The following is a 23,397-nucleotide window of genomic DNA, read 5'->3' as shown; positions in this document are numbered from 1 at the left end:
ATTTTCTTAAATGTTTAAATTACATTTGTTTATCTTGATGATCTTTTGCTGCTTTAACAAAGCCTTCAAAGAGTGGGTGACCATCACGAGGCGTTGAGGTAAATTCCGGATGGAATTGCGCCGCCACGAACCAAGGATGGTTTGGTACTTCAATAATTTCTACTAATTTACGATCTGCCGATAAACCGCTGACTTTTAAACCTGCTGCTTCGATTTGTGGTAAAAGCACATTATTAACTTCATAACGGTGGCGGTGACGTTCTTCAATCGTTGCTGAACCATAAACTTCACGAGCTTTTGTCCCTTCGATTAAGTGGCATTGTTGTGCACCTAAACGCATTGTGCCGCCTAAATCAGAGTCATCAGAGCGAACTTCAACATTACCTTCAGCATCTTGCCATTCTGTAATTAAACCTACGACCGGATAAGCACACTCTTTATCAAACTCTGTTGAGTTTGCGCCAGCCATACCGGCAACATTGCGTGCATATTCAATTAACGCAATTTGCATGCCTAAACAGATACCGAGGTAAGGAATGTTATTTTCACGGGCATATTGTGCGGTACGGATTTTACCTTCTACGCCACGATAACCAAAACCGCCGGGCACAAGGATCGCATCAACGCCTTGTAATACTTCAACACCTTTGGTTTCCACATCTTGTGAGTCGATATATTTAATGTTTACCGCTAAACGATTTTTTAAACCAGCGTGTTTCAATGCTTCATTTACCGATTTATAAGCATCAGGTAATTCAACATATTTACCCACCATACCAATAGTCACTTCGCCTGTTGGGTTAGCTTGTTGGTAAAGTACTTGCTCCCATTCAGATAAATCTGCTTCAGGGCAATTTAAGCGGAAGCGATCGCAAACAAAGCTGTCTAATCCTTGCGATTTTAATAACTCTGGAATACGGTAGATAGAATCCACATCTTTTAATGAAATAACCGCACGTTCCGGTACGTTACAGAACAAGGCAATTTTTTTACGTTCGTTAGCCGGAATAGCACGATCTGAACGACAAATTAACACATCCGGTTGAATACCGATAGAGAGTAACTCTTTTACTGAATGTTGAGTCGGTTTTGTTTTTACTTCGCCAGCGGTTGGAATGTATGGCACTAAAGTTAAGTGCATAAATAAAGTTTTTTCACGACCAACATCGACAGCTAATTGGCGTAACGCTTCTAAGAATGGAAGAGACTCAATATCGCCAACGGTTCCCCCCACCTCAACGATAACTACATCGCGTCCTTTACCACCTTCGATCACGCGTTCTTTGATTTCGTTTGTGATATGCGGAATCACTTGAATTGTCGCACCTAAATAATCGCCACGACGTTCTTTGCGTAATACCTCAGAGTAAATTTTACCGCTGGTAAAGTTATTCGCTTTGCTCATTTTTGAACGAATAAAACGCTCATAGTGTCCTAAGTCTAGGTCGGTTTCTGCACCGTCTTGAGTTACGAATACTTCGCCGTGTTGCGTTGGACTCATTGTACCCGGATCGACATTGATATAAGGGTCAAGCTTCATGATGGTAACATTTAAACCACGAGCTTCAAGAATAGAGGCTAAAGACGCAGCGGCAATCCCTTTGCCTAAAGATGAAACAACACCGCCCGTCACAAAAATATAATTCGTTGCCATTTTATTTGCCTTTGTGATGATAATTGATTGGAAAATAGATTAAGAAAGTTTACTTTTAAAAGCGAAGTAAACCATCAGGACGGGATAACAGTTTACAGGAAAACAGGCTTTTTTGCTAATAGAAAAACGAGAAAGCGGTCATTTTTGCAAAACTTTTTACAAAAATAACCGCTTGAGAGAAGGTTTAACTTGCAACCGTTAATTGTCCTGCATAGAGGATAAAATAACGTAAACAGAGTACCCCAATTAAGTCAAAAATAGAGACTAAAATAATGATTTTTACACTGTGTTTAACTTTATCGCCACCAAAAATGTTAGCAACTAATGGAATTAAAATCCCGATAAAGAACACGCCAATCCAGAATACCATTCCCCAGAAACCGGATAAGGCATTGTGTAATGCAAGGGTTTTATCGCCGCCACCAAAATGTAAGCCGACAAAGAAGCAAACTAATAAACCTAATTCAGTGACCATAATCGGCACTTCAAATTTATGAATAAAGCTCACTTCTTGACTATGTCCAGATAACTTACCAGCAATTAAAATCATTAAGAAAGTTGCTGCAATCCCCGATGATGTCCCGGAAGCAAGGAATAATGCCGGGAGAACCGGGTTGTTTAGCATTGGATAGCTAATCAATGCTGAAAGTAAGAAACCAGTATAAGCCCCTAATACGGCAGCTAAAACGAATAGCACAAATTCAACTGCTTTGAGCAATTTATTCTCTGCAAAATCAATCCAGCCTAAGAGGAATTTGAATGCAGGAAAATAACGATGCACAAGGTTTGCAATCCAGTCTTTAAACATAATGGCAATCCAAATGACTAATACTGCCATATAGACTTGGAAAAGCATTACGCCCATTGACATCACAGAACTGCCATTATAGTTGAACATTAATTTCCAGAACGTCCACGGTTTTGTTAAGTGAAAGATCAACAAGGTTAAACCGATAATCGTTGGAATAGTGCCTAGTACCGCAGCACTGCGAATAATCCAGTTTTCACTGGGCTTTTCAACCTTCACGCTATTGCGGTAAGCAATAGCTAACTGCACAGAACCTGAAGCAATCCCTAATAAAAAGAGATAAATGGCAATGGTGCTGTCCCACACTAAATTTGGGGTTTGAAATGGAATATAGTTACTCATTATCTATGCTCCCCTTTACCAAATGGAATGTGGTATAAATTCGGCTCTGTACCTAAATTCACTTTTGTACGATAAACCGGATTTTGACGGACTTTTTGTACCACAGCACTGTTTGGATCGTTCATGTCACCAAATGTTAATGCCTTCGTTGGGCAGGCTTCCACACAAGCCGGTTGTTTGCCTTCAGCAAGATTGGTATCACGACAGAAGTTACATTTATCAGCAGATTTTTTCTCTGGGTGGATAAAACGAACACGATACGGGCATACTGCGATACAATATTGGCAACCTACGCATAAATCTGAATGAACATCCACAATGCCTGTTTCAGGATCGACAAAGGAGGCTCCGGTCGGGCAAACACTTACACAAGGTGCATTAGAACAGTGTTGGCAAGACTGACGGAAAAATTCATATTTAACGTTAGGGAATTCGCCATAAGGCTCACTACGAATGATCTCTAAACGAGAAACACCTTCCGGAACTTTGTTTGTTGTGCGACAAGCGTCCATACAAGCAGTACAGCCGATACAGGCATTTTCGTCATGCACCATCGCATAGCGAATTTTCTTTTCTTCTTTCCCAGTAGCAAGGCTGACTCCGGTAGCAAGCCCTGTACTTGCTACCACAGCGATTGCACCTGCCCCTGAGACGAAGTCTCTACGGGTGCAACTCATTATTTATTTTCCTTAGCTTCCTGAGCGTTAGCTTCTTCTTTTTTAGCTTGGATACGGGTATGACAATCTGTACAAAGTTTAATACGTTGTTTTTCAGGAATGTCTTTCATCGGATCTTTTTCCGGGTGAAGTTCGTGGCAGTTTGCACAAGCAATTTTGTTTGCGTGTGTATCGTGCGCCCAGAATTTTTCACGTAATTTATCTTCCGTATGGCAAGCGACACAAACTTGATTTTGTTCGTGAACGGAGCGTTCTAACTTGTCATTGCTTGCTTTACCTTGAGCATTAAAACGCATCACATCTTTCACACCTTTACGGTGATCTTCAGAGATGTTTCCGTGGCAGCTTACACAGGTTACTTGTTTGCCACTATTTGGGCTTTTCGCACTTTCTTGAAAGTGTTTACCCGCATGGCTAAATGGTTTACCTGTTGCATTTGCTGTTTCGTGACACTGCGTACAGTATTTATTAGGATCACGGCGAGCTTCTTCTGCCATTTTGCTGTCAGATTGCTCTGTCCATAGCGGTTTAGGCTGTGCCGGCATTTCAGCATTTACAGTAGAAATCGCAAAAAGACCAGCAAAAACGACCGCTTGTAGGGCGATTGCTCGCCCTGCTTTGGAAATGATATTTTTCATAATTCACCTCAAGCTTCAATTATTTTGCTTCTGCTTTTGGTGCGACAACTGCTTTTGGCTCTTCTTTAGCAGGTAATAAACCTTTTTCACGTGCTTGAGCTTCCCATTGTGGTACAACTGTTTTTAAGAATTCATCTTTTGCAGCTTGTTCTTTAGGAATATCTAAGCCAATCGCTTGTTGTGCTTTTTCACGTGTTGAAATATCTGGAATTGCAACTGGTGTTGTAACACCGTGTTTCGCTAATACTACACCTAATTTCGCACGAGCATCGGCTGCGCGGTCAATACCTGTTGCAATCACGTGTAATGTTACATCTGGTGCATGAATGTGGCTACCGTGACCTGCCGCTGAGTAGTCCCAACGCCATTGAGCGTGACGGATTGCCGTTAAGATGTCTTTCATCTCTTCTTCTGTTGCACCGTTATCCCATGCAGCTTTTGCTTCGAAGTGAGCTTTAACTAACTGATCTTCTAATTTGATCATGGCATCTTTCACTTGTTTTTTGTGTTCTGCTACACGTTTTTGCAAGGTTTCTTTGCTTTGCTCGTGGCAGGTTTTACAAGTTGCATCAAATTGATCGAATGGATTACCGATTTTGTGATCAGTATAAACTTTACCATCTTTATCTTTTACTTTCGGCATATGGCAGTCGATACAAGTCACGCCATTTTTACCATGAACCCCTTGCGCCCAAATTTCAAAATCAGGGTGTTGTGCTTTTAACATTGGAGCACGAGATAATTTATGTGTCCAGTCTGTAAATTGACGTTCATCATAGTATTTCTCAATACTACCAACGTCCACACCGTTATTCCATGGGAAAGTAACATCTTTCTTATCTTTGAAGTAATACTCAACGTGGCAGTTTGCACAAACCGCTACACGTTTGCCATGCTTGTCGAGGTCTTCAAATTTCCAACCTACTGTTTCTAAAGCACGTAATACATGAGGGCGCGCAATACGTAATGCTGGTTTACCCTCTTGGAAATCTTTTGATTTTGTGTCGTGGCAGTCTGCACAACCAATTGAGTTTACGATTTCCGCACCATATTTCGCCCATTTTGGATCAAAGTAACCACGTTCACCTTTTTCTTCGATTAAACGTGCTACATCTGGACCTTTACAAGTCCAACACGCCATAGGTTGAGGACCATCATTTTCATCTTTAGGTGCGCCTGTACGTAAAATATCACGCACATCTGTTACAGAATAGTAGTGTCCACGAGGTTTGTTATACTCTTTAGAGAAAGCATAACCAGCCCATAAAACAACATAACGAGGGTCAATTGCTAATGCACTACCACGATCTGTTGATTCAGAAGTCGCTTTCCAAGAGTTATATTGAAGTGGATATTTTTCAGCGAATTTATGGTTTGCTGATTCCACTTCAACCCCTAATTTTTCATGTTTTAAAGCTTTATCTGTTAAGCTTTCAGCCGTTTTTTCTTCAGCCCATGCCGAAGATGATAAACAGCCCAACATGGCAATCGTTGCCATTGCTAAACTTTTAGTTAAACGTTTCACTTTAAGTCCCCCCACAAGGATCAATTGAATGAGAATTCTTCTTATTAAACAATAAGATATATACTGTTATACGCGTGCGAGCATATAAAATTCATCTCTTCTTTGCTACGGTAAAATTCACTTTCTTTGAAATAAATCAACAAAAAATCGTGAAATACCTCGTTATGGTTATAGGGGTTTTCAGCAAAATAACTCCTTATGGGTAGGGGTGTATACCTAAATTGATACCAAGAAAAAAATGTTCTCTCTCAAGAGAAACGTAAACGTTTGCTTTTAGTTGTGAGTTATCCGTAAAAATTTCATAAAATTTGCAAAATAGAATTTAAAAAAAGGGGATTTTATGTTATGAATAAACCTTTCCATCAAGTATTAAAAATAGCAAAGGAACACAACGTTTAATGAACGGCTCGACTTTAGTAATAGAAAGTTTAAAAGCACAGGGCGTAACACACTTATTTGGTTACCCCGGTGGGGCAATTATGCCAACTTATGATGCAATTTATGACTCAGGGTTAGATCATCTTCTTTGTCGTAATGAGCAAGGTGCTGCAATGGCAGCGATTGGTTATGCAAGATCAACAGGCAAAGTTGGCGTATGTATTGCGACATCAGGCCCGGGGGCTGCAAATTTAATTACTGGTTTAGGCGATGCCTTAGCCGATTCTATTCCTATTGTTGCCATTACAGGGCAGGTTGCTAGCCCACTAATTGGCACCGATGCTTTCCAAGAAGCCGATGTTTTAGGACTTTCCTTAGCTTGCACTAAACATAGTTTTATTGTGCAAAGTATTGAAGAATTACCGGAAATCATCGCAAAAGCCTTTCAAATTGCACAAAGTGGCAGACCCGGACCGGTGTTAGTTGATATTCCTAAAGATATTCAAGTTGCTCCAACGTCAGCACAAGCGGTTAAATATGAGAAAGATCTTGCAAATTCACAAGATCCCACAAAATTAACCATCGCTTTTGAATTGCTCAAGCAAGCTACTAAACCGATCTTATATGTAGGCGGTGGTGTTGGTATGGCTGGAGGGGTACAAGCGGTCAGAAATTTCCTTGAAGTAACTCAAATGCCTTCGGTTTCAACCTTAAAAGGCTTAGGAACTATTTCACCAGAAGACCCGTTATATATGGGGATGATAGGCATGCACGGCACTCGTGCGGCAAACTATGCGGTTCAAGAGTGCGATCTATTGATTGCCTGTGGTGCTCGATTTGATGATAGGGTTACCGGTAAATTAGATACCTTTGCACCTCATGCAAAAGTCATTCACATTGATATTGATGCTGCTGAAATCAATAAACTTCGTCAAGCAAATGTGGCATTAAAAGGCGATTTAATTGAAGCGGTAAATGCCCTTACCCAACCGTTAAACATTGACAACTGGCGTGACCATATCCGCCAATTAAAAAGCAGACTTGATTTTTCTTATGTGGAAAACCAGGGGGAAGGCGTTATTGAACCAACCGCTTTACTACACACACTTTCGCAGCGTAAACCGAAAAACGCCGTCATCACAACAGATGTTGGTCAGCATCAAATGTGGTCGGCACAGCATATGCAGCATTTTGCGCCAGAGAATTTTATTACGTCTGCCGGCTATGGCACGATGGGATTTGGTCTACCCGCCGCCATTGGTGCGGTAAAAGCACGCCCAACTGATCCTGTGATTTTAATCACGGGGGATGGCTCTTTTATGATGAATGTACAAGAGCTTGGCTCAATTAAGCGTGGAAATCTGCCGGTGAAAATTTTACTGCTGGATAATCAGCGTTTAGGCATGGTAAGACAATGGCAATCTCTCTTCTTTAAAGCACGTCACAGTGAAACCATTTTGGATGATAATCCTGATTTTGTGATGTTAGCAAAAGCATTTGATATTCCGGCTGAACGCATTGAAAAGGCTGGTGAAGTGTCTGACGCTTTAGACCGCTTGTTAAATGCTAAAGGCGCTTATTTACTTCACGTTTGTATTCCGGAAGAAAGCAACGTTTGGCCGTTAGTTCCACCGGGTGCTTGTAATACTGATATGCTTGATGAGGAGAAAAACTAATGCAACAGTATCATTTAACCTTAAAAGCACATCAACGCCCAGAAACGTTGGAACGTATTTTACGAGTGGTAAGACATCGAGGCTTTGAACTTTGTACACTAAGTGCGGAGATTCAACAAAAGGTGCTGGTATTATCGCTTGTTGTACAAAGTAGCCGAGAGCTTTCTTTACTGGTTACACAGCTTGAAAAATTGATTGATATAGTCGAAGTGGATTATAATCAGTAGATGATATGGGGTATTACCTTATTTTGGGGTAATACCTTTTCACTTTATTTTTTCTATATTATGAAAGCAAAATCAACACAAAAACAACAATCTCTCGGCGAAGTAAGAGTTATTGCCGGTTTATGGCGAGGGCGAAAACTTCCCGTCTTAAATGCCGAAGGGCTAAGACCGACCACAGATCGTGTAAAAGAAACCTTATTTAATTGGTTAATGAGCGATATCGCAGATAGTCGCTGTTTAGATTGTTTTGCTGGAAGTGGTTCTTTAGGCATAGAAGCCCTTTCTCGCCAAGCACAAGCGGTGGTTTTTCTTGAAAAATTTACCAATGCGGCGGCACAGTTGAAAAAAAATCTTGAGAAGTTAAAAACAGAAAAAGGCGTGGTCTTTAATGTAGATACGCTTCAATTCTTAGCGAAACCAAATCAAGACAAGCCTTTTGATGTCATTTTTATTGATCCACCGTTTCATCATCAACTTGTTCCTAAAGTGTTAGCATTGCTCGCCCAAAATCATTGGCTCTCAGCACAAGCAATTATCTATGTTGAAACGGAAAAAGATCACCCACCTTTAGTATTACCGGAAGGTTGGCAAATAATTAAAGAGAAATCAGCAGGTATGGTAACCAGTCGATTAATTCAATTAATCCCTTTAAAAAGTGAGTAAGACATGACGAAATTAACCCCAGATGAAGCAATTGATATTGCTTATGATATTTTCTTGGAAATGGCAGGAGAAAACCTTGATCCTGCAGATATTTTACTTTTTAACTTGCAGTTTGAAGAACGTGGCGCCGTTGAAATGGTGGAAACCGCTGATAACTGGGATGAAGAAATCGGAACATTAATTGATCCGGAGGCTTTTGCCGAAGTATGGGTAGGTTTAGTGAATGAAAAAGATGAAATGGATGACGTTTTTGCTAAATTCCTCATTTCTCATGATGCTGAAAACCGTGAATATCACGTTGTTTGGAAAGAATAATAAAAATTTGACCGCTTGAAATTTAAATCCGACTTTTTTAGTCGGATTTTTATTGCCTTCAGAAGATAGAGTGATAAAATGCCAAATATCATTTATTTTTGAAGGAAAAAACATGGAAAATCTTATCTGCTATAAACAGATGCCCGTTTGGACAAAAGACACCTTACCGCAAATGTTCCAAGAAAAACATAATACCAAAGTGGGGACTTGGGCAAAATTAACCCTATTAAAAGGCTCGCTCAAATTTTATGAATTAACGGAAGAAGGCGAAGTAATCAGTGAGAGTCTATTTGATGCAGAATATCAACCTCCTTTTGTTGAGCCTCAAGTTTGGCATAGGGTTGAAGCCACTTCAGACGATTTAGAATGTCAATTAGCATTTTATTGTACGGCAGAAGATTTCTATGCTAAGAAATATAATTTAACGACAACCCATTCTGAAGTCATCAATGCTGTGAATTATGTAAAAGGCGGGAAAGCCTTAGATTTAGGCTGTGGACGTGGGCGAAATTCTCTTTACCTCAATTTGTTAGGATTTGATGTAACGGCTGTCGATCATAATCAAGAGAGCATTGATTTCTTAAATTATGTGATAGAAAAAGAAGCGCTAACGAAGATTGATACAGCGGTTTACGATATTAACCAAGCAAACATTGGCACAGAAAATGCTGAATATGATTTCATTGTTTCTACGGTGGTTATGATGTTCCTAAACCGTGAGCGTATCCCTGCTATTATTGAGAATATGCAGAAAAATACCAAAGTTGGTGGTTATAACTTAATTGTTTGTGCAATGAGTACCGAAGATTACCCTTGTCCAATGCCATTCTCGTTTACTTTTAGTGAGGGAGAGCTTGCAAACTATTATCAAGATTGGGAATTGGTTAAATATAATGAAGATCTTGGACATTTGCATAAAACAGATGCTAACGGCAACCGTATTCAATTACGTTTTGCAACTATGTTAGCAAAAAGAGTAAAATAATCTATTCTTTACTTAATCTTGGCACGGCAATTGCTGTGCCACTTTTCCGATGAAAAATCACTCAATTAAAAATATAACGGATATTTTACAGAACTCAAGCCTGACAAAAATTGTCCAACGAGCAAATGAATTAAATGATTTAAATCAAAAAATTCAGAAATTATTGCCTAATCAATATCGTGGGCTTTACCGCATTGTGAATTTAGTTGATAATCAACTTATCTTTGATGTGCCAAATGCGACAATACGTCAAGGCTTACAATTACAACAAGCTGAAATCTTGGCACTCATTCGTCACGATTATCCTCAAGTAAGCGAATGCCTATTTAAAGTTAATCCGAATTTTAAACATTGATAAATGAAGAGGAAAAAAAGATGAAAAAAATCGCAGTGATTACACTGGCTACATTGTTAGGGGCTTGTTCAATGCTACCGAAAAAGAATGTGGCAGGGACTTATCAAGGAGTATTACCTTGTGCAGATTGCGATAAAATTCAGGCTGAGTTAATTTTAAATGCCGATAATACTTACCAATATAACACTATTTATTTTAAAAACAGTAAAGAGTATGCTTTTACAGACAAGGGTAAGTTTACTTGGGATCAAAATAAATCAAATGTTATCCGCTTAGAACAAGATTCTGGTAGCTTAGCATTCCAAGTGACAGATGGTTATGCAGAAATTTGTGATACAAGTGGCAATGTAGTTAAAAATAGCCAGTTGAATTATAAATTATTGAAAGTCACGAAATAATTTCTATAAGCCTCTTTGAATAAAGAGGCTTTCTTTTTGCTAAATAAACTTAAAAATTAACCGCTTTCCTTTAATTACCACATAAAAAATAAAGTGAATCCCTCTCCAAATGGATTGTGAAATTGTGATCTTTATCACATTTTTTACAAATTTTTTCATATATAGTTATCTTGATTTACTTTTTTAACATAAATCACTAGAATAAGCCGCCTTTTGGCTCATTTTCTATTTTTTAAATTAGGAACTCTATATGTTGTGGTTTTTTTTCTGTGTGGCCATTCTTGTATTGGGCTACTTCATTTACGGGAAAATTATTGAAAAAATCTTCGTAATTAACCCAAAACGTCAAACACCAGCTTACTCTGTTAATGATGGCGTAGATTATATGCCAATGTCAAAAACCAAAATTTGGTTAATCCAGTTACTTAATATCGCTGGAACCGGTCCGATTTTTGGTCCAATTCTCGGGGCATTATATGGACCTGTCGCCATGCTCTGGATTGTGTTAGGTTGTATTTTTGCCGGTGCAGTGCACGATTATTTCTGCGGTATGCTAAGTATTCGCCACGGTGGAGCAACAATGCCTTATTTAGCCGGTAAGTTTTTAGGACGTCCGGTAAAAGCCTTTATCAATACTTTAGCATTAGTATTATTACTTCTTGTTGGTGTTGTTTTCGTTGCAAGCCCAGCGCAGCTAATGGGAACAATTACAATGGACGTTCTTGGTGCTTCTCAAGGCGCATTACAATTAGGTGATGCGGAAGCAGTACATAAAGCGGTGGAAGCAGGTGGTTTAACTGTCTGGGGAATGGATAAAGCAACGGTTGTTGCAGTGTGGACGGCTATCATTTTTGCATACTATATTTTAGCAACCTTATTACCGGTTGATAAAATCATTGGTCGAATCTACCCATTCTTTGGTGCATTATTACTCTTTATGTCTGTGGGCATGGTTTATGGTTTAGTAACCTCTCACTTTAGTGCAACGGACCCAATTGAGTTCTTCCGTACTATCAATCAAGATGGGCAAGGTTTAACTTGGGAAAAATTTGCACAAAACTTCCAAGTAAAAGGTGATGTACCTGTATGGCCATTATTATTCCTTACTATTTCTTGTGGTGCATTATCTGGTTTCCACGCAACACAAACTCCGTTAATGGCTCGTTGTGCGGAAAATGAGAGTGAAGGTCGTTTTATTTTCTATGGTGCGATGATTACTGAAGGTGTAATTGCATTAATTTGGTGTATGGTGGGTCTTGCATTCTATGAAAGCCCTCAAGCCCTTCAAGATGCCATTTCAGCTGGTTCACCATCTAAAGTCGTTTATGATAGCTCATTACACTTCTTAGGCTTTATTGGTGGCATCTTTGCTGTATTAGGGGTTGTCGTATTACCGATTACTTCTGGTGATACAGCTTTCCGTGCTGCGCGTTTACAATTAGCAGAAATTTTCCATATTGACCAACGCTCATTACCGAAACGCTTAATGATTGCAATACCATTATTTGTGTTAGGCTTTATCGTTTCAAGAATCGACTTTAGCGTACTATGGCGTTACTTCACTTGGGCAAACCAAATGACTGCAATGGTTATGTTATGGACCGCTGCCGCATACCTCTATCGTTATAATAAATTCCACTGGGTATGTTCAATTCCAGCGTGGTTTATTACAACAGTATGTGCAACTTACTTAGCATATAACAAAATTGGTTTTGGTTTAGACTACCAACTCTCTGTTTATATTGGTTTTGCGATTACTATTGTTTGTATCGTTCTTTTCTTTACTATGCTTAAACCATTAGGTGAGCGTGATGAAGAAGCTTATGTGAACAATTAAAGAAATAGACAAAATAGTTGCTAAAAAGAGGCTTAAAGCCCTATAAAACAATACTTTAAGCCTCCTTTTTAGGATATGAACAAAGTCTGAAGAACTTACTGCGAAACAAGTAAAACAAGTTCTTGCTTTTCTTCATCGCTTAGCCCTTTCGTCCGTTCTTTGGCAATTAGAACCTCCACACGTTTTTCAACCAATTTGGTATATAAAAAACTAAGGGTTTCAATAAATTCTTTCTCAAGGTTTTCATCACTCACTAAGTGATCCCAACCTGCTAATCGTTCTAAAATCGTGTAATTAGGCGTATCTCGCCAATGTTCCAACAATGCCCCCATACTCACACCAACTTGTTCACGACAAACCTGAACAAGCTCGACAAAGAGGTCAAAACCGGCTTCATCTAATTCTTTTAGTGGCGATAAATCCGGCACATGTTTAACCAAATCCGGATTTTGCAATAGTAATGCAATCAACAAACGCATCGGCGTACGTTTAATGCCCTGTGCTTTGGGGGTATCTTGTTTAACTTGCAAACGATTTGGCAATAAGGCTTCTAATTGACTCGGATCTAAAATCCCCAACTTTTGCCCTAAAATGTTCCGTAAATAAACACGCAACATTTCCCCCGGGATGCGGTTAATAAGTGGAATCGCCAAAGAGGCTAGTTTGGATTTTCCCTCTTTACTGGAGAGATCCACTTGAACAAGCAGAGAATCAAATAAGAAATCGCTTAACGATTTCGCATTTTCTTGCAAATAGTGCTCAAAACCGGATTTTCCTTGAGAACGAACAAAAGTATCCGGATCTTCACCATCAGGTAAAAAGATAAATTTTAGTTGTCGCCCATCATATAAATAAGGCAACGCATTTTCAAAAGCACGCCAAGCCGCATCACGCCCTGCTCTATCCCCATCATAGCAACAAATAATCTGCTCTGTTACCCTAAACATTTGTTGAATCTGCTCGCCGGTTGTAGCGGTTCCTAATGAAGCGACCGCATTTTCTACCCCAAATTGAGCGAGCGCAACAACGTCCATATAACCTTCTACAACAAAGAGGTATTGCGGATTTTCATCTACTTGAAGTGCTTGATATAAGCCATAAAGCTCATTACCTTTATGATAGGTTGCAGATTCAGGCGAGTTAAGATATTTAGGGCGCTCATCTCCCATGACTCGTCCACCGAAAGCAATCACTCGCCCACGTTTATCCCGAATCGGGAACATAATACGATTGCGAAATTTATCGTAAATCCGACCGCTTTCACTTTCAGAAAGCATACCAGTATCTCGCAATTTCTGGACTTCTTCAGGATTTTTTCCAAATTTTCTTAATACCGCATCGTAAGCATTTGGTGCAAAACCAATCTCAAAACGAGCAATAATTTCCGGCGAAAGCCCTCGTTGCTGCAAATAGCTTTGGCTTGGAATATCTTGTTGTAGATTTTGTTGATAGAACTGTGTGATCTCTGAAAGCAAGCCGTATAAATCACGTTTTGCTTTATAACTCACTTGTGGAGAACGAGAGTCGGATTGCCTCAAGTTTTCACGAGGTACCTCTAATCCATGCAAAGCCGCTAACTCTTCGATCGCTTCTGGAAATTCAAGTTTGTCATATTCCATCAGAAAGCTAATAACATTCCCATGCGCACCACATCCAAAACAGTGATAAAACTGCTTAGAAGGGCTTACTGAAAAAGAAGGTGTTTTTTCATGATGGAAAGGGCAACAAGCGTGATATTCTCTCCCCGCTTTTTTGAGTTTAACCCGATGATTGATAAGCTCAACGATGTCGGTTCTCGCAATAAGATCATCAATAAATGAACGTGGAATAGTGCCTTTCATTGTTCCTCCATTGCAAAATCTGAGAAAAATCTCACCGCTTGTAAATAGATTAAAGGGGTAAAAACACTAAAACCGTGATTCCTAGAGGTTTCACGGTTTCAGTAAATTGGCTAAATAGCAAAAGCTAATTAGTATAAACGAGTGTTACGTGCATTTTCACGAGCATTACGTTTAGCGTGACGTTTAGCTAAAGATGCTTTTTCACGTTTACGAATTGTCGTTGGTTTTTCATAGAATTCACGAGCGCGAACTTCTGCTAAGATACCCGCTTTCTCGCAAGAGCGTTTGAAACGACGTAATGCAACGTCAAATGATTCATTTTCACGAACTTTAATTACTGGCATATGCCATCACCTCAGAAAAATATGATTAAATTAAACCGCACACTAAGTTGGCGGCATAGAACTAAAAAAGGTGGTTAATTCTACCTTAGCTAAATTGGAAAGTAAAGAGCCGATTCACGTTATTTCTAAAGAGTTCCATCACATAAATTCACTATTGTTAGCGCTCATTTTTCGTTAAAATAGGGCTTCTTCCATCTTCTAGGATTCAGGTATGCTAAACATTCTTTCTAAAAAAATAGAAACAAAACATATTTCTTACTTACTCAATATTCTTATATCACTGTTTTTTATCACTGTTTTAATGTTTAAAAAGGGTTACAGCTACATTCCTATGACATTAGGCGTGTTCAGCGTTATCTATCTTTTGCTCTATATTTTTAAATTCAAAAACAAATGGATTTTAGATAAAGAAGATAAATGGCTTATTTTTGCTTTTTTAGCCTATTTTTCTACTTTCTTTATGTCTGCTATCGCACATAGTGATGGATTTAGAGAAGTAGATAATCCAAGTAGAATTCTACTTTTTATTCCTATTATTCTTTTACTGACACAACTTCTTTATCATATTAATTTTATCTTCTATGCGATTCCCATAGGTGCTATTACTACGGGCATACTGGCTCTTATTCAGAAATTTTATTTAGGCTTACCTAAACCATTCCCTGGTATTATGCATATTCAGGCTGGAGATATTTCTATTGCTTTAGCCTCTTTTAGTATTGCAATAGCCATATTTTGGGGAAGCAAAAAAAATCATAAATGGATGTCTATATCTATTCTTGGCGCAATATTAGGTATATTGGCGAGTGTATTATCTGGTGCTAGGGGAGGTTGGGTAGGATTTCCTTTAGTTGTTTTGGCAATTTTATTTTGTTATCGAGATTTTCTAAATAAAAAACTTATTGTCATTTCACTGTCTGTGATTGCTATACTCATTATTACCGTTGCAAGCATTCCTAAGTTTGGTGTTACACAACGCTATAATGCGGCTAAAACAGATATTATTCGCTACCTAGAAAAAGGACACAAAAGCACCTCTTTAGGTGCTCGTTTTGATATGTGGGAAAATGCAATTTTAGGCATTCAAGAAAAACCTATATTAGGGTGGGGAAGTAAAGGTTACATTGAGCTGAAAAAACAACAAGTTGCTAATAAAACAATGGCAAAATCCACATTACATTTTAATGATACACACAATCAGTATTTAGACGCTTTTGTAAAACGAGGGTTTGTAGGATTTCTTGGGTTAATGTTAATTATACTTGTGCCATTACAATTTTTCTTAAAAAGAATGAGCTCAGCTCATTTAGAAGTAAAAGCGATAGCTATATTAGGGTTTATACATATATTCTCTACTATATTTTATTTCCTGAGCCAAACCTATTTAGCGCATAATTCCGGATCTATATTTTATTTCTTCTTAGTTATTATTTTTTATAGCTTAATTAAAGTTAAAGAAAATTCAAACGTCTAAAAAAACAAAAGCAGAAAGTTTTGTACTTTCTGCTTTTTATTCCTTAAGCACAGAGTTATTCAAATATAATTGTTTCAGATAAAATCTTGCCAGCAATATCTTTTACAGATAACCCTGGTTCTCCATCTAAAGGCCACTCAATCCCAACAGTTGGATCATTCCAAATTAAAGAATGTTCTGCTTTTGGATTGTAATAATCCGTGCATTTATAAGTAAATTCTGCGGTTTCAGTTAGCACGTAAAAACCGTGTGCAAAACCTTCAGGCACCCATAACTGGCGTTTATTTTCAGCAGAAAGAATTTCGCCTACCCATTGACCAAATGTTGGTGAGCTTTTGCGTAAATCGACCGCAACATCAAAAACTGCACCCTGCACAACACGGACCAACTTGCCTTGGGTATTCTCAGTTTGATAATGTAAACCACGTAAAACACCTTTGATTGATTTTGAATGGTTTTCTTGTACAAAAGTACGATCTGCGACATTTTGTTTAAACCACTCATCACGGAAGGTCTCCATAAAAAAGCCACGTTCATCACCAAAAACTTGTGGCTCTAATAATTTGACATCAGGAATTTTTGTTTCAATAATTTTCATTTTTTGCTCTTTATTTACAAATCGTATAACCCTGTGGTTGAAAAACTTAAATTCGGGAATTTAACCGAAGTAATCACATCATCTTCTACCACCGGTGCAATCCCAATATATCGCCCATTTTCAAGCACATAGATATGAATATTACGTTCTTCAGGGCGAACCACCCAATATTCACTTACCCCATATTCTTGATAAAGTTCATACTTATCTTTCATTTCTCGCTTGGAATTCCCAGGCGAAAGAATTTCCACCACTAAATCCGGCGCACCAAGACAACCTCGTTCATCTAATTTATTAGGATCACAAATCACACATAAATCAGGCTGCACCACTGTCTTAACGTTACCGTTCTCATCAGGAAAACGTACATCAAATGGCGCTACATATAATTTACAACCACCATTCGGAAATACTTTCAAAAACTCCGATGTTAATTTAAGAGAAATATCTTGATGCAATCGATTTGGCGCAGGCGACATTGCCATAATCTTACCTTTGATAATCTCTACACGCTCTTTCAGCTTCCAAAGTAAATAATCTTTATAGCTGTAACTGCCATTTAGATCTAATTGGTCTAAGCGAGTAATTTCATTCATTGGAATTAAGCTCATATCGCCTCCATTTATTTAACCTTGATACGCCTTAATATTCTTTAAAGCCTTTTGCCAATTACTTGGTTCAATGTTAAACACTTGTTTAATTTTCGTCAAATCCAAACGTGAATTTGCAGGGCGTTTGGCTGGAGTTGGGTAATCGCTGGTTGCAATACTGTTTACAAGCGGTGACTTTTCAAGAATATTTTGCAATTCTGCTTCAGCAAAAATGGCTTTAGCAAACTCATACCAACTCACATAAGGCTTACCTGTAAAGTGATAAACACCAAAAGCATCTTCTTTTCCTGCAAGAATTTGATTAGCGATTTCAATTAACGTTTTTGCAATATCCCCTGCGTAGGTTGGGCCACCAAATTGATCGCCTACAATACCTAAACTATCACGATCTTTCGCTAAACGAAGCATCGTTTTGACAAAATTATGTCCGTGTTCGCCAAATACCCAAGCGGTACGCAAAATAATAGAACGAGAATTTGCTTGTTGAACGGCGATTTCGCCTGCTAATTTTGTACGACCATAAACGCCTTGCGGATTGGTTTGGTCGTCTTCTTTATATTCCCCCGAGCCAGTGCCTTCAAACACATAGTCGGTAGAAATATGTAAAATCATGGCACCAATTTCATTTGCTGCTTCGGCTAGATATTGTGGACCTTTTACATTGATAGCTTCTGACAGCTCAACTTCGCTTTCTGCACGATCAACGGCTGTATGAGCAGCTGCGTTGATAATCACATCAGGTTTAAAGGTTTTAACGATTTTTTTCACCGCACTTTGATCGGTAATATCCAGCTCATCACGATCTACAGCTAAAATCTCAGCTTTGCCTGTTAATTGTTCTGTTAAACAATGCCCAACTTGACCTTTTGCGCCTGTAATTAAGAACTTCGCCATTATTTACCGCCTTTGACTAAACGTAATAAATACTGGCCATATTCATTTTTTGCCATTGGTTTCGCAAGGGTTTCAACTTGCTCAGAAGTTAGCCAACCATTACGCCATGCAATTTCTTCTAAACAAGCGACTTGTAAATTTTGAACGTGCTCAATCGTTTTCACAAAGGAAGCTGCTTCATGTAAGCTATCGTGTGTGCCTGTATCTAACCACGCAAAACCACGACCTAGTAATTGAACATTTAAGGTTCCGTCGTTTAAGTACATTTCATTCAATGTGGTAATTTCTAACTCTCCACGATCTGAAGGTTTCACTTGTTTGGCAAACTCTACAACACGATTATCATAGAAATATAAGCCTGTTACAGCATAATTAGATTTTGGTTTAGCCGGTTTTTCTTCGATTGAGATTGCTTTAAAGTTTTCATCAAATTCAACTACACCGAAACGTTCAGGATCTTTTACTTGGTAACCAAACACTGATGCACCTTTGTTATTTGCATGTTCAGCTGCTTCTTTGAGTGCCGCAGTAAAATGCTGACCATAGAAAATGTTATCGCCAAGCACCAAACAGACACTATCATTTCCAATAAACTCTTCACCAATCAAAAAGGCTTGAGCTAAGCCATCCGGACTTGGTTGAATTGCATATTGCAGATGAATACCAAAATCAGAGCCATCGCCTAATAAGCGTTTAAATGCCTCATTATCTTCTGGTGTTGTGATAACCAAGACATCACGAATCCCCGCTAACATTAATACCGATAGCGGATAGTAAATCATAGGTTTATCGTAAACAGGGAGAAGCTGTTTGGATACACCACGAGTAATCGGATAAAGTCGAGTGCCTGAACCACCTGCAAGAATAATACCTTTCATATAAGCCTACTTATTTGTACCTAAACGTTCTAAATTATAAGAACCATCTAATACACGGCTCCACCATTTTTTATTATTTAAGTACCATTCCACCGTTTTACGAATACCGGTTTCAAAGGTTTCCTGTGGCTTCCAGCCTAATTCATTGCCGATTTTGGTCGCATCAATGGCATAACGCACATCATGCCCTGGGCGATCAGTCACATAAGTGATTAAATCTTCGTATTTCGCTACGCCAGCAGGTTTATTTGGCACTAACTCTTCCAATAAACCACAAATCGTACGAACCACTTCAATATTCGCTTTTTCATTATGTCCACCGATATTGTAGGTTTCACCTACCACACCTTCCGTAACCACTTTATATAGTGCACGAGCGTGATCTTCTACAAATAACCAGTCGCGAATTTGCATACCATTGCCATACACCGGCAATTTTTTTCCTTCCAATGCATTCAAAATCATTAATGGGATGAGCTTTTCAGGGAAATGGAACGGACCATAGTTATTTGAACAATTTGTTACAATGGTTGGTAATCCATAAGTACGCAACCAAGCACGAACCAAGTGATCGCTTGATGCTTTTGAAGCGGAATAAGGGCTAGATGGCGCATAAGGTGTTGTTTCAGTAAAAAGATCGTCTGTACCTTCTAAATCACCATAAACCTCATCAGTTGAAATATGATGGAAACGGAAAGCTGATTTTCGTTCTTCAGGTAAGTTATTCCAATAACCACGAGCCACTTCTAATAAAGTGTAAGTACCAACAATATTCGTCTCAATAAACGCAGCCGGCCCGTCAATAGAACGATCTACGTGACTTTCCGCCGCAAGATGCATCACCGCATCAGGTTGATACTGATGAAATACACGTTCTAATGCGGCCTTATCGCAAATATCTACTTGCTCAAAAGCATAACGAGGGTTATTTTCAACAGATTCGAGTGACTCTAAATTACCTGCGTAGGTTAATTTATCGACATTAATAACCGAATCTTGAGTGTCGTTAATGATATGGCGAACGACTGCTGAGCCAATAAAGCCCGCTCCGCCTGTAACTAGAATTTTTTTTGTCATTTTATTTTTCTTGATATAATCATTATTTTTAATTTGTCATATAACTTATTTAAGTAATATTAATTTATATAATAAGCTAACTTAATTGTGCAACTCGCCAAATTGTTTTAGCTTGATTTGCAAGCCATCTTTGCCAAGATGATATTGTCTGAGGTGTCCACTCAGTATATTGTTCTGCTAATTTTTGGGTTAATGCAAAATGACTTTCTTTAAGAACATTCCTCTTCTGAGAATATTCAGCAACGCCTAAATCTCTATTAACATTTGATTGTAATAAAGTCATATTTCCCAAACGATAAGTTAATGCATTCATTTCTTCATAGCTAAAATCCCCCCAATTATCGGGTGCATTTTGCGGTAAGATATGTTCAATATTAAAAGTATCACTTGAGAAATCGACTTCTATACTATTTGAAATATAGCGCTCAATTTCACATAAAATGAAACGTACTAATTGAGTGCTTCTAGAGTCTGTCGTTTTAATAACTTTTTCTGCAAAATCTCTGCTGAAACGTTGATCGTCAATATAAACTGATTTTAGCAAGCCTAATGCTTGATTTGAATTAGTAATTTTTTTCTTATTTATATGTTCAACAACATTATTATAAGCTCGTTCTAATTCAGCTGGGCTGTATGTACCTATCGTATTATATCTAAAAGAAATGACCATAATAGCATAAAGCAATTTAGTAAAATTCTCTCTATCAAATTCGCGTTTTGCACTTAGTAATAAGGAAAATGGCTGACGAACTCGGAAAAGTTTCAATATATTTACCAAGCGCTTATCTTCTAGCGACCAATCAGAAATATCAGGGGAAGATAAAGACAAATAGGTATCTAAATCCTCTTCCATTCCTCTCAATAATGCAAAAACAGCTGCTCTATCTCGAATATTATTCCGAATTACTTTGAACAACTCTGTATGTCGAGTAAATTTATTTCGACTATTCCAATGAATACGCAAAAAATCAGGAAATTTTTCTGATTGCAGTCGATTTACTATATTTTCCCAACGCTCTTCTAAATTTCTTAATTCGTGGGTATTTTCTTGATTTTTATCTAAAATAGAAAAAAGATAATTTTTTAATAAATCAGTTGAAGAAAGACGAACACCACGAGAATTAAGTGTTTCAAATACTTTATAAGCATTTAGTTCATCAGAAACAGTAATCACCGTAAAAAATAAGTTATCGCTAATATATTCAACTAATTGTGCTAACCGAACACCTTCATTACCCTCTTCTTGTTTTAAATATTGATCTACCTTTTGATAAAACCAATCAAATGCTTTACGCAATAGGTGTTCTGAGGCTCTAAGCCCCCTTTGCGGTAATTTCGCTAATGGAACCAAATAATTCTGAAAATAATCATTATTATTACGGTTCAAGGTTAATTTAGGGCGAGAAACTAATGTAACAGGATCGAGGTAACCTATATAGGTTTGACGAATTTGCTCTAGACGTTTTGTATTAGTAGCAGCATCAATATTTTCATCAATTAAATCTTGCAGCTTTTTCAAAACCGCTAAAATTATTAATGTTGCTGTTGTTAAACGTTGTTGCCCATCAATCACATCAAATGATTTATCGTCCGTAGATTGAAGAACTAAATATCCCATATAATGAGCAGAATCTGTTGGGTCTTCAATAATCCCCATAATATCTACCCATAAATCTTCCCACTGTTCAGCCTCCCAACTGTAATCTCTCTGAAAACGGGGGATTTTATAAGTTAAACCATTTCCAATAAGCTTTCTTAATGTATTATTCTCTGTTTTAAAATTTGTCGCTGCCATATTACATATACTCAAAGTTATTGATTATTACGAAGCGCCATCACGCTTTAAAACAACGCCGATTGTTTTTAACAATATCACAATATCATTCCATAAAGACCAATTTTTAATATACCACGAATCAATATTTAGACGCTCATCAAATGAAACATCACTACGCCCGCTTACTTGCCATAATCCTGTAATTCCTGGCTTTGTTGCTAAAATAATATCGGCAAATTTCCCCATTTTCTTTTTTTCAGTAATCATATATGGGCGATTTCCAACCAAACTCATCTCGCCTTTTAACACATTGAAAAGTTGAGGTAACTCATCTAAAGATGTTTTACGAAGAAAATGCCCAAGCTTAGTAATTCTAGGATCATTCATATATTTATGATAAGTATCGTAGTAGAGTTTTTCATGTGGATTGTCAATTAACCACTGCTGCATGAATTTTTGATCAGAAATCATTGTTCTGAATTTATAGCAATAAAATACTTTTCCATTATTGCCTAATCGCTCTTGTAAGAAGAACACATTTCCCTTAGGCTCTCTAATTTTCATCATTATTGCAACGATAAGAATAACTCCGCCCCAAAGGGGAAAAGACATTAGGGATAATGTATAATCTAATACCATCTTTAAAAAATTATTTTTTTTACTTAACAGCCTATTTTTTAATGCAAATAAATTTACTCTGGCATTAAAATTATGATAAAGAACTGCTTGTGTGAAATCATATTGCTTTAACACAGGTATAAATAAAATCTCTTTATGATTTTTTACATTTGTTTCGATAATTTTATTTAATTTTATAGGTTCCACATTAGAACTAGAAAGAAATAAAGCTTCATAATCTCCTCCTTTAGTAAGTTCATAACCTATATATGGAGAAGTAATTAGTTTTTTATCTAGCTCATCTACTTCCCCAAAAATCTTTATTTTTTTCCTCCATATCCCAACCTCAAATAACTTATTTTTAACAACCTTTCTAGTTATGGGCAAAACTAAAGAAGCAAAAACAAACGTTAAAATCAATACAGTTCTTGAGTAATATTCAATATTTTTTCCTAACGCTAAGGTTGCAAACACAATAATGAAAGAAACAAAACATATTTTAAAAATAAAAAACATCTCCTGCCAAACATCATAGCGTCTATAATATAAGCCAAAGTAGGAAAATAGTACAATAATCATAACATAAGGGAAGGGATATATTAGATAATCCCAATATGACACAGGCTCAAAAGGTATAAAATTATTCAAAATATTATTACGAATATATATAGAAATTAAGATAGCTATAAATATTGAGATAAGATCAGAGCTCAACAACACTAAAAATGAAATATATTTCTTACTCATATCAATCCTTTTTTAGTAATAATTCAAAGAAATCATAATAAAATATGTCATTAACTATTT

The 23,397-nt window shown here is 37.6% G+C and carries 23 protein-coding genes; 9 read left to right on the top strand and 14 right to left on the bottom strand.

What is annotated here, in order from left to right:
• Nucleotides 1–19 precede the first annotated feature (19 nt).
• The 5 genes from pyrG to nrfA all read right to left on the bottom strand — a co-directional run bounded on the left by pyrG (nucleotide 20) and on the right by nrfA (nucleotide 5,644).
• Nucleotides 20–1,654, bottom strand: coding sequence for a glutamine hydrolyzing CTP synthase (gene pyrG, locus AM305_RS04880; protein WP_005823597.1), 1,635 nt, complete (start codon nucleotides 1,652–1,654; stop codon nucleotides 20–22).
• Nucleotides 1,655–1,838: 184 nt separating this feature from the next.
• Nucleotides 1,839–2,804 carry a cytochrome c nitrite reductase subunit NrfD gene (nrfD, locus tag AM305_RS04875; protein WP_005823595.1) on the bottom strand — a complete coding sequence of 322 codons (966 nt, stop codon included), beginning with the start codon at nucleotides 2,802–2,804 and terminating at the stop codon, nucleotides 1,839–1,841.
• Complete coding sequence (gene nrfC, locus AM305_RS04870) at nucleotides 2,804–3,481, bottom strand: cytochrome c nitrite reductase Fe-S protein (RefSeq protein WP_005823592.1); 678 nt, start codon at nucleotides 3,479–3,481, stop codon at nucleotides 2,804–2,806. The genes nrfD and nrfC overlap by 1 nt, the downstream gene beginning before the upstream one ends.
• Entirely contained in the window at nucleotides 3,481–4,119 is a 639-nt protein-coding gene (nrfB, locus tag AM305_RS04865; RefSeq protein WP_005823590.1) for a cytochrome c nitrite reductase pentaheme subunit, read from the bottom strand. The genes nrfC and nrfB overlap by 1 nt, the downstream gene beginning before the upstream one ends.
• Nucleotides 4,120–4,138: 19 nt before the next feature.
• Nucleotides 4,139–5,644, bottom strand: coding sequence for an ammonia-forming nitrite reductase cytochrome c552 subunit (gene nrfA, locus AM305_RS04860; protein ID WP_005823587.1), 1,506 nt, complete (start codon nucleotides 5,642–5,644; stop codon nucleotides 4,139–4,141).
• A 398-nt stretch (nucleotides 5,645–6,042) separates the two neighbouring features.
• Here nrfA and ilvG point away from each other — a divergent pair, with 398 nt between their 5' ends.
• From ilvG to AM305_RS04820, 8 genes are all read left to right on the top strand, one after another.
• On the top strand, nucleotides 6,043–7,698 hold the full coding sequence (gene ilvG, locus AM305_RS04855; protein WP_005823586.1) for an acetolactate synthase 2 catalytic subunit: 1,656 nt from the start codon (nucleotides 6,043–6,045) through the stop codon (nucleotides 7,696–7,698).
• Complete coding sequence (ilvM, locus tag AM305_RS04850; RefSeq protein ID WP_005823584.1) at nucleotides 7,698–7,925, top strand: acetolactate synthase 2 small subunit; 228 nt, start codon at nucleotides 7,698–7,700, stop codon at nucleotides 7,923–7,925. The genes ilvG and ilvM overlap by 1 nt, the downstream gene beginning before the upstream one ends.
• 60 nt (nucleotides 7,926–7,985) lie before the next feature.
• Complete coding sequence (gene rsmD, locus AM305_RS04845; RefSeq protein WP_035293964.1) at nucleotides 7,986–8,588, top strand: 16S rRNA (guanine(966)-N(2))-methyltransferase RsmD; 603 nt, start codon at nucleotides 7,986–7,988, stop codon at nucleotides 8,586–8,588.
• 3 nt (nucleotides 8,589–8,591) lie between these two features.
• Entirely contained in the window at nucleotides 8,592–8,903 is a 312-nt protein-coding gene (locus AM305_RS12225; protein WP_005823581.1) for an HI1450 family dsDNA-mimic protein, read from the top strand.
• 112 nt (nucleotides 8,904–9,015) lie between these two features.
• Nucleotides 9,016–9,888: an SAM-dependent methyltransferase TehB gene (gene tehB, locus AM305_RS04835; RefSeq protein WP_005823579.1), complete on the top strand. Its 873-nt coding sequence runs from the start codon at nucleotides 9,016–9,018 to the stop codon at nucleotides 9,886–9,888.
• Nucleotides 9,889–9,937: 49 nt separating this feature from the next.
• Nucleotides 9,938–10,243, top strand: a complete 306-nt coding sequence (locus AM305_RS04830; protein WP_005823577.1) for a DciA family protein — start codon at nucleotides 9,938–9,940, stop codon at nucleotides 10,241–10,243.
• 20 nt (nucleotides 10,244–10,263) lie between these two features.
• Nucleotides 10,264–10,641: a copper resistance protein NlpE gene (locus tag AM305_RS04825; RefSeq protein WP_005823575.1), complete on the top strand. Its 378-nt coding sequence runs from the start codon at nucleotides 10,264–10,266 to the stop codon at nucleotides 10,639–10,641.
• A 250-nt stretch (nucleotides 10,642–10,891) separates the two neighbouring features.
• Nucleotides 10,892–12,478 carry a carbon starvation CstA family protein gene (locus tag AM305_RS04820; RefSeq protein WP_005823573.1) on the top strand — a complete coding sequence of 529 codons (1,587 nt, stop codon included), beginning with the start codon at nucleotides 10,892–10,894 and terminating at the stop codon, nucleotides 12,476–12,478.
• Nucleotides 12,479–12,573: 95 nt separating this feature from the next.
• Here AM305_RS04820 and dnaG read toward each other — a convergent pair whose 3' ends face one another.
• Both dnaG and rpsU read right to left on the bottom strand, forming a co-directional pair.
• Nucleotides 12,574–14,319: a DNA primase gene (dnaG, locus tag AM305_RS04815; RefSeq protein WP_005823571.1), complete on the bottom strand. Its 1,746-nt coding sequence runs from the start codon at nucleotides 14,317–14,319 to the stop codon at nucleotides 12,574–12,576.
• A 128-nt stretch (nucleotides 14,320–14,447) separates the two neighbouring features.
• Nucleotides 14,448–14,663 carry a 30S ribosomal protein S21 gene (gene rpsU, locus AM305_RS04810; RefSeq protein ID WP_005817878.1) on the bottom strand — a complete coding sequence of 72 codons (216 nt, stop codon included), beginning with the start codon at nucleotides 14,661–14,663 and terminating at the stop codon, nucleotides 14,448–14,450.
• A gap of 211 nt (nucleotides 14,664–14,874) precedes the next feature.
• Here rpsU and AM305_RS04805 point away from each other — a divergent pair, with 211 nt between their 5' ends.
• On the top strand, nucleotides 14,875–16,137 hold the full coding sequence (locus tag AM305_RS04805) for an O-antigen ligase family protein (RefSeq protein WP_005823569.1): 1,263 nt from the start codon (nucleotides 14,875–14,877) through the stop codon (nucleotides 16,135–16,137).
• A gap of 55 nt (nucleotides 16,138–16,192) precedes the next feature.
• On the opposite strand, the gene rfbC is transcribed toward AM305_RS04805, so the two are convergent.
• From rfbC to AM305_RS04770, 7 genes are all read right to left on the bottom strand, one after another.
• Complete coding sequence (gene rfbC, locus AM305_RS04800; protein ID WP_005823567.1) at nucleotides 16,193–16,735, bottom strand: dTDP-4-dehydrorhamnose 3,5-epimerase; 543 nt, start codon at nucleotides 16,733–16,735, stop codon at nucleotides 16,193–16,195.
• Nucleotides 16,736–16,749: 14 nt separating this feature from the next.
• On the bottom strand, nucleotides 16,750–17,346 hold the full coding sequence (locus AM305_RS04795) for a Uma2 family endonuclease (protein ID WP_005823565.1): 597 nt from the start codon (nucleotides 17,344–17,346) through the stop codon (nucleotides 16,750–16,752).
• A 15-nt stretch (nucleotides 17,347–17,361) separates the two neighbouring features.
• A complete protein-coding gene (gene rfbD, locus AM305_RS04790; RefSeq protein ID WP_005823563.1) occupies nucleotides 17,362–18,240 on the bottom strand; it encodes a dTDP-4-dehydrorhamnose reductase in 879 nt (292 codons plus the stop codon).
• Nucleotides 18,240–19,118 (bottom strand): glucose-1-phosphate thymidylyltransferase RfbA, encoded by an 879-nt coding sequence (rfbA, locus tag AM305_RS04785; RefSeq protein ID WP_005823562.1) that lies wholly within the window; start codon nucleotides 19,116–19,118, stop codon nucleotides 18,240–18,242. The genes rfbD and rfbA overlap by 1 nt, the downstream gene beginning before the upstream one ends.
• A 6-nt stretch (nucleotides 19,119–19,124) precedes the next feature.
• Nucleotides 19,125–20,195, bottom strand: coding sequence for a dTDP-glucose 4,6-dehydratase (gene rffG, locus AM305_RS04780; RefSeq protein WP_005823561.1), 1,071 nt, complete (start codon nucleotides 20,193–20,195; stop codon nucleotides 19,125–19,127).
• Nucleotides 20,196–20,271: 76 nt separating this feature from the next.
• The gene (locus AM305_RS04775; protein ID WP_005823560.1) at nucleotides 20,272–21,990 is read right to left on the bottom strand and encodes a DUF262 domain-containing protein; all 1,719 of its coding nucleotides are present in this window, start codon (nucleotides 21,988–21,990) and stop codon (nucleotides 20,272–20,274) included.
• A gap of 27 nt (nucleotides 21,991–22,017) precedes the next feature.
• Nucleotides 22,018–23,337, bottom strand: a complete 1,320-nt coding sequence (locus AM305_RS04770; RefSeq protein ID WP_005823559.1) for a sugar transferase — start codon at nucleotides 23,335–23,337, stop codon at nucleotides 22,018–22,020.
• Between the last annotated feature and the right edge of the window lie 60 nt (nucleotides 23,338–23,397).

Origin of the sequence: Actinobacillus minor NM305 (assembly GCF_000175195.1) — a bacterium.
GTDB classification, from domain to species: domain Bacteria; phylum Pseudomonadota; class Gammaproteobacteria; order Enterobacterales; family Pasteurellaceae; genus Haemophilus_A; species Haemophilus_A minor.
The sequence above is the reverse complement of the archived record's forward strand: the minus strand, read 5'-3'. Positions and strand labels throughout refer to the sequence as shown.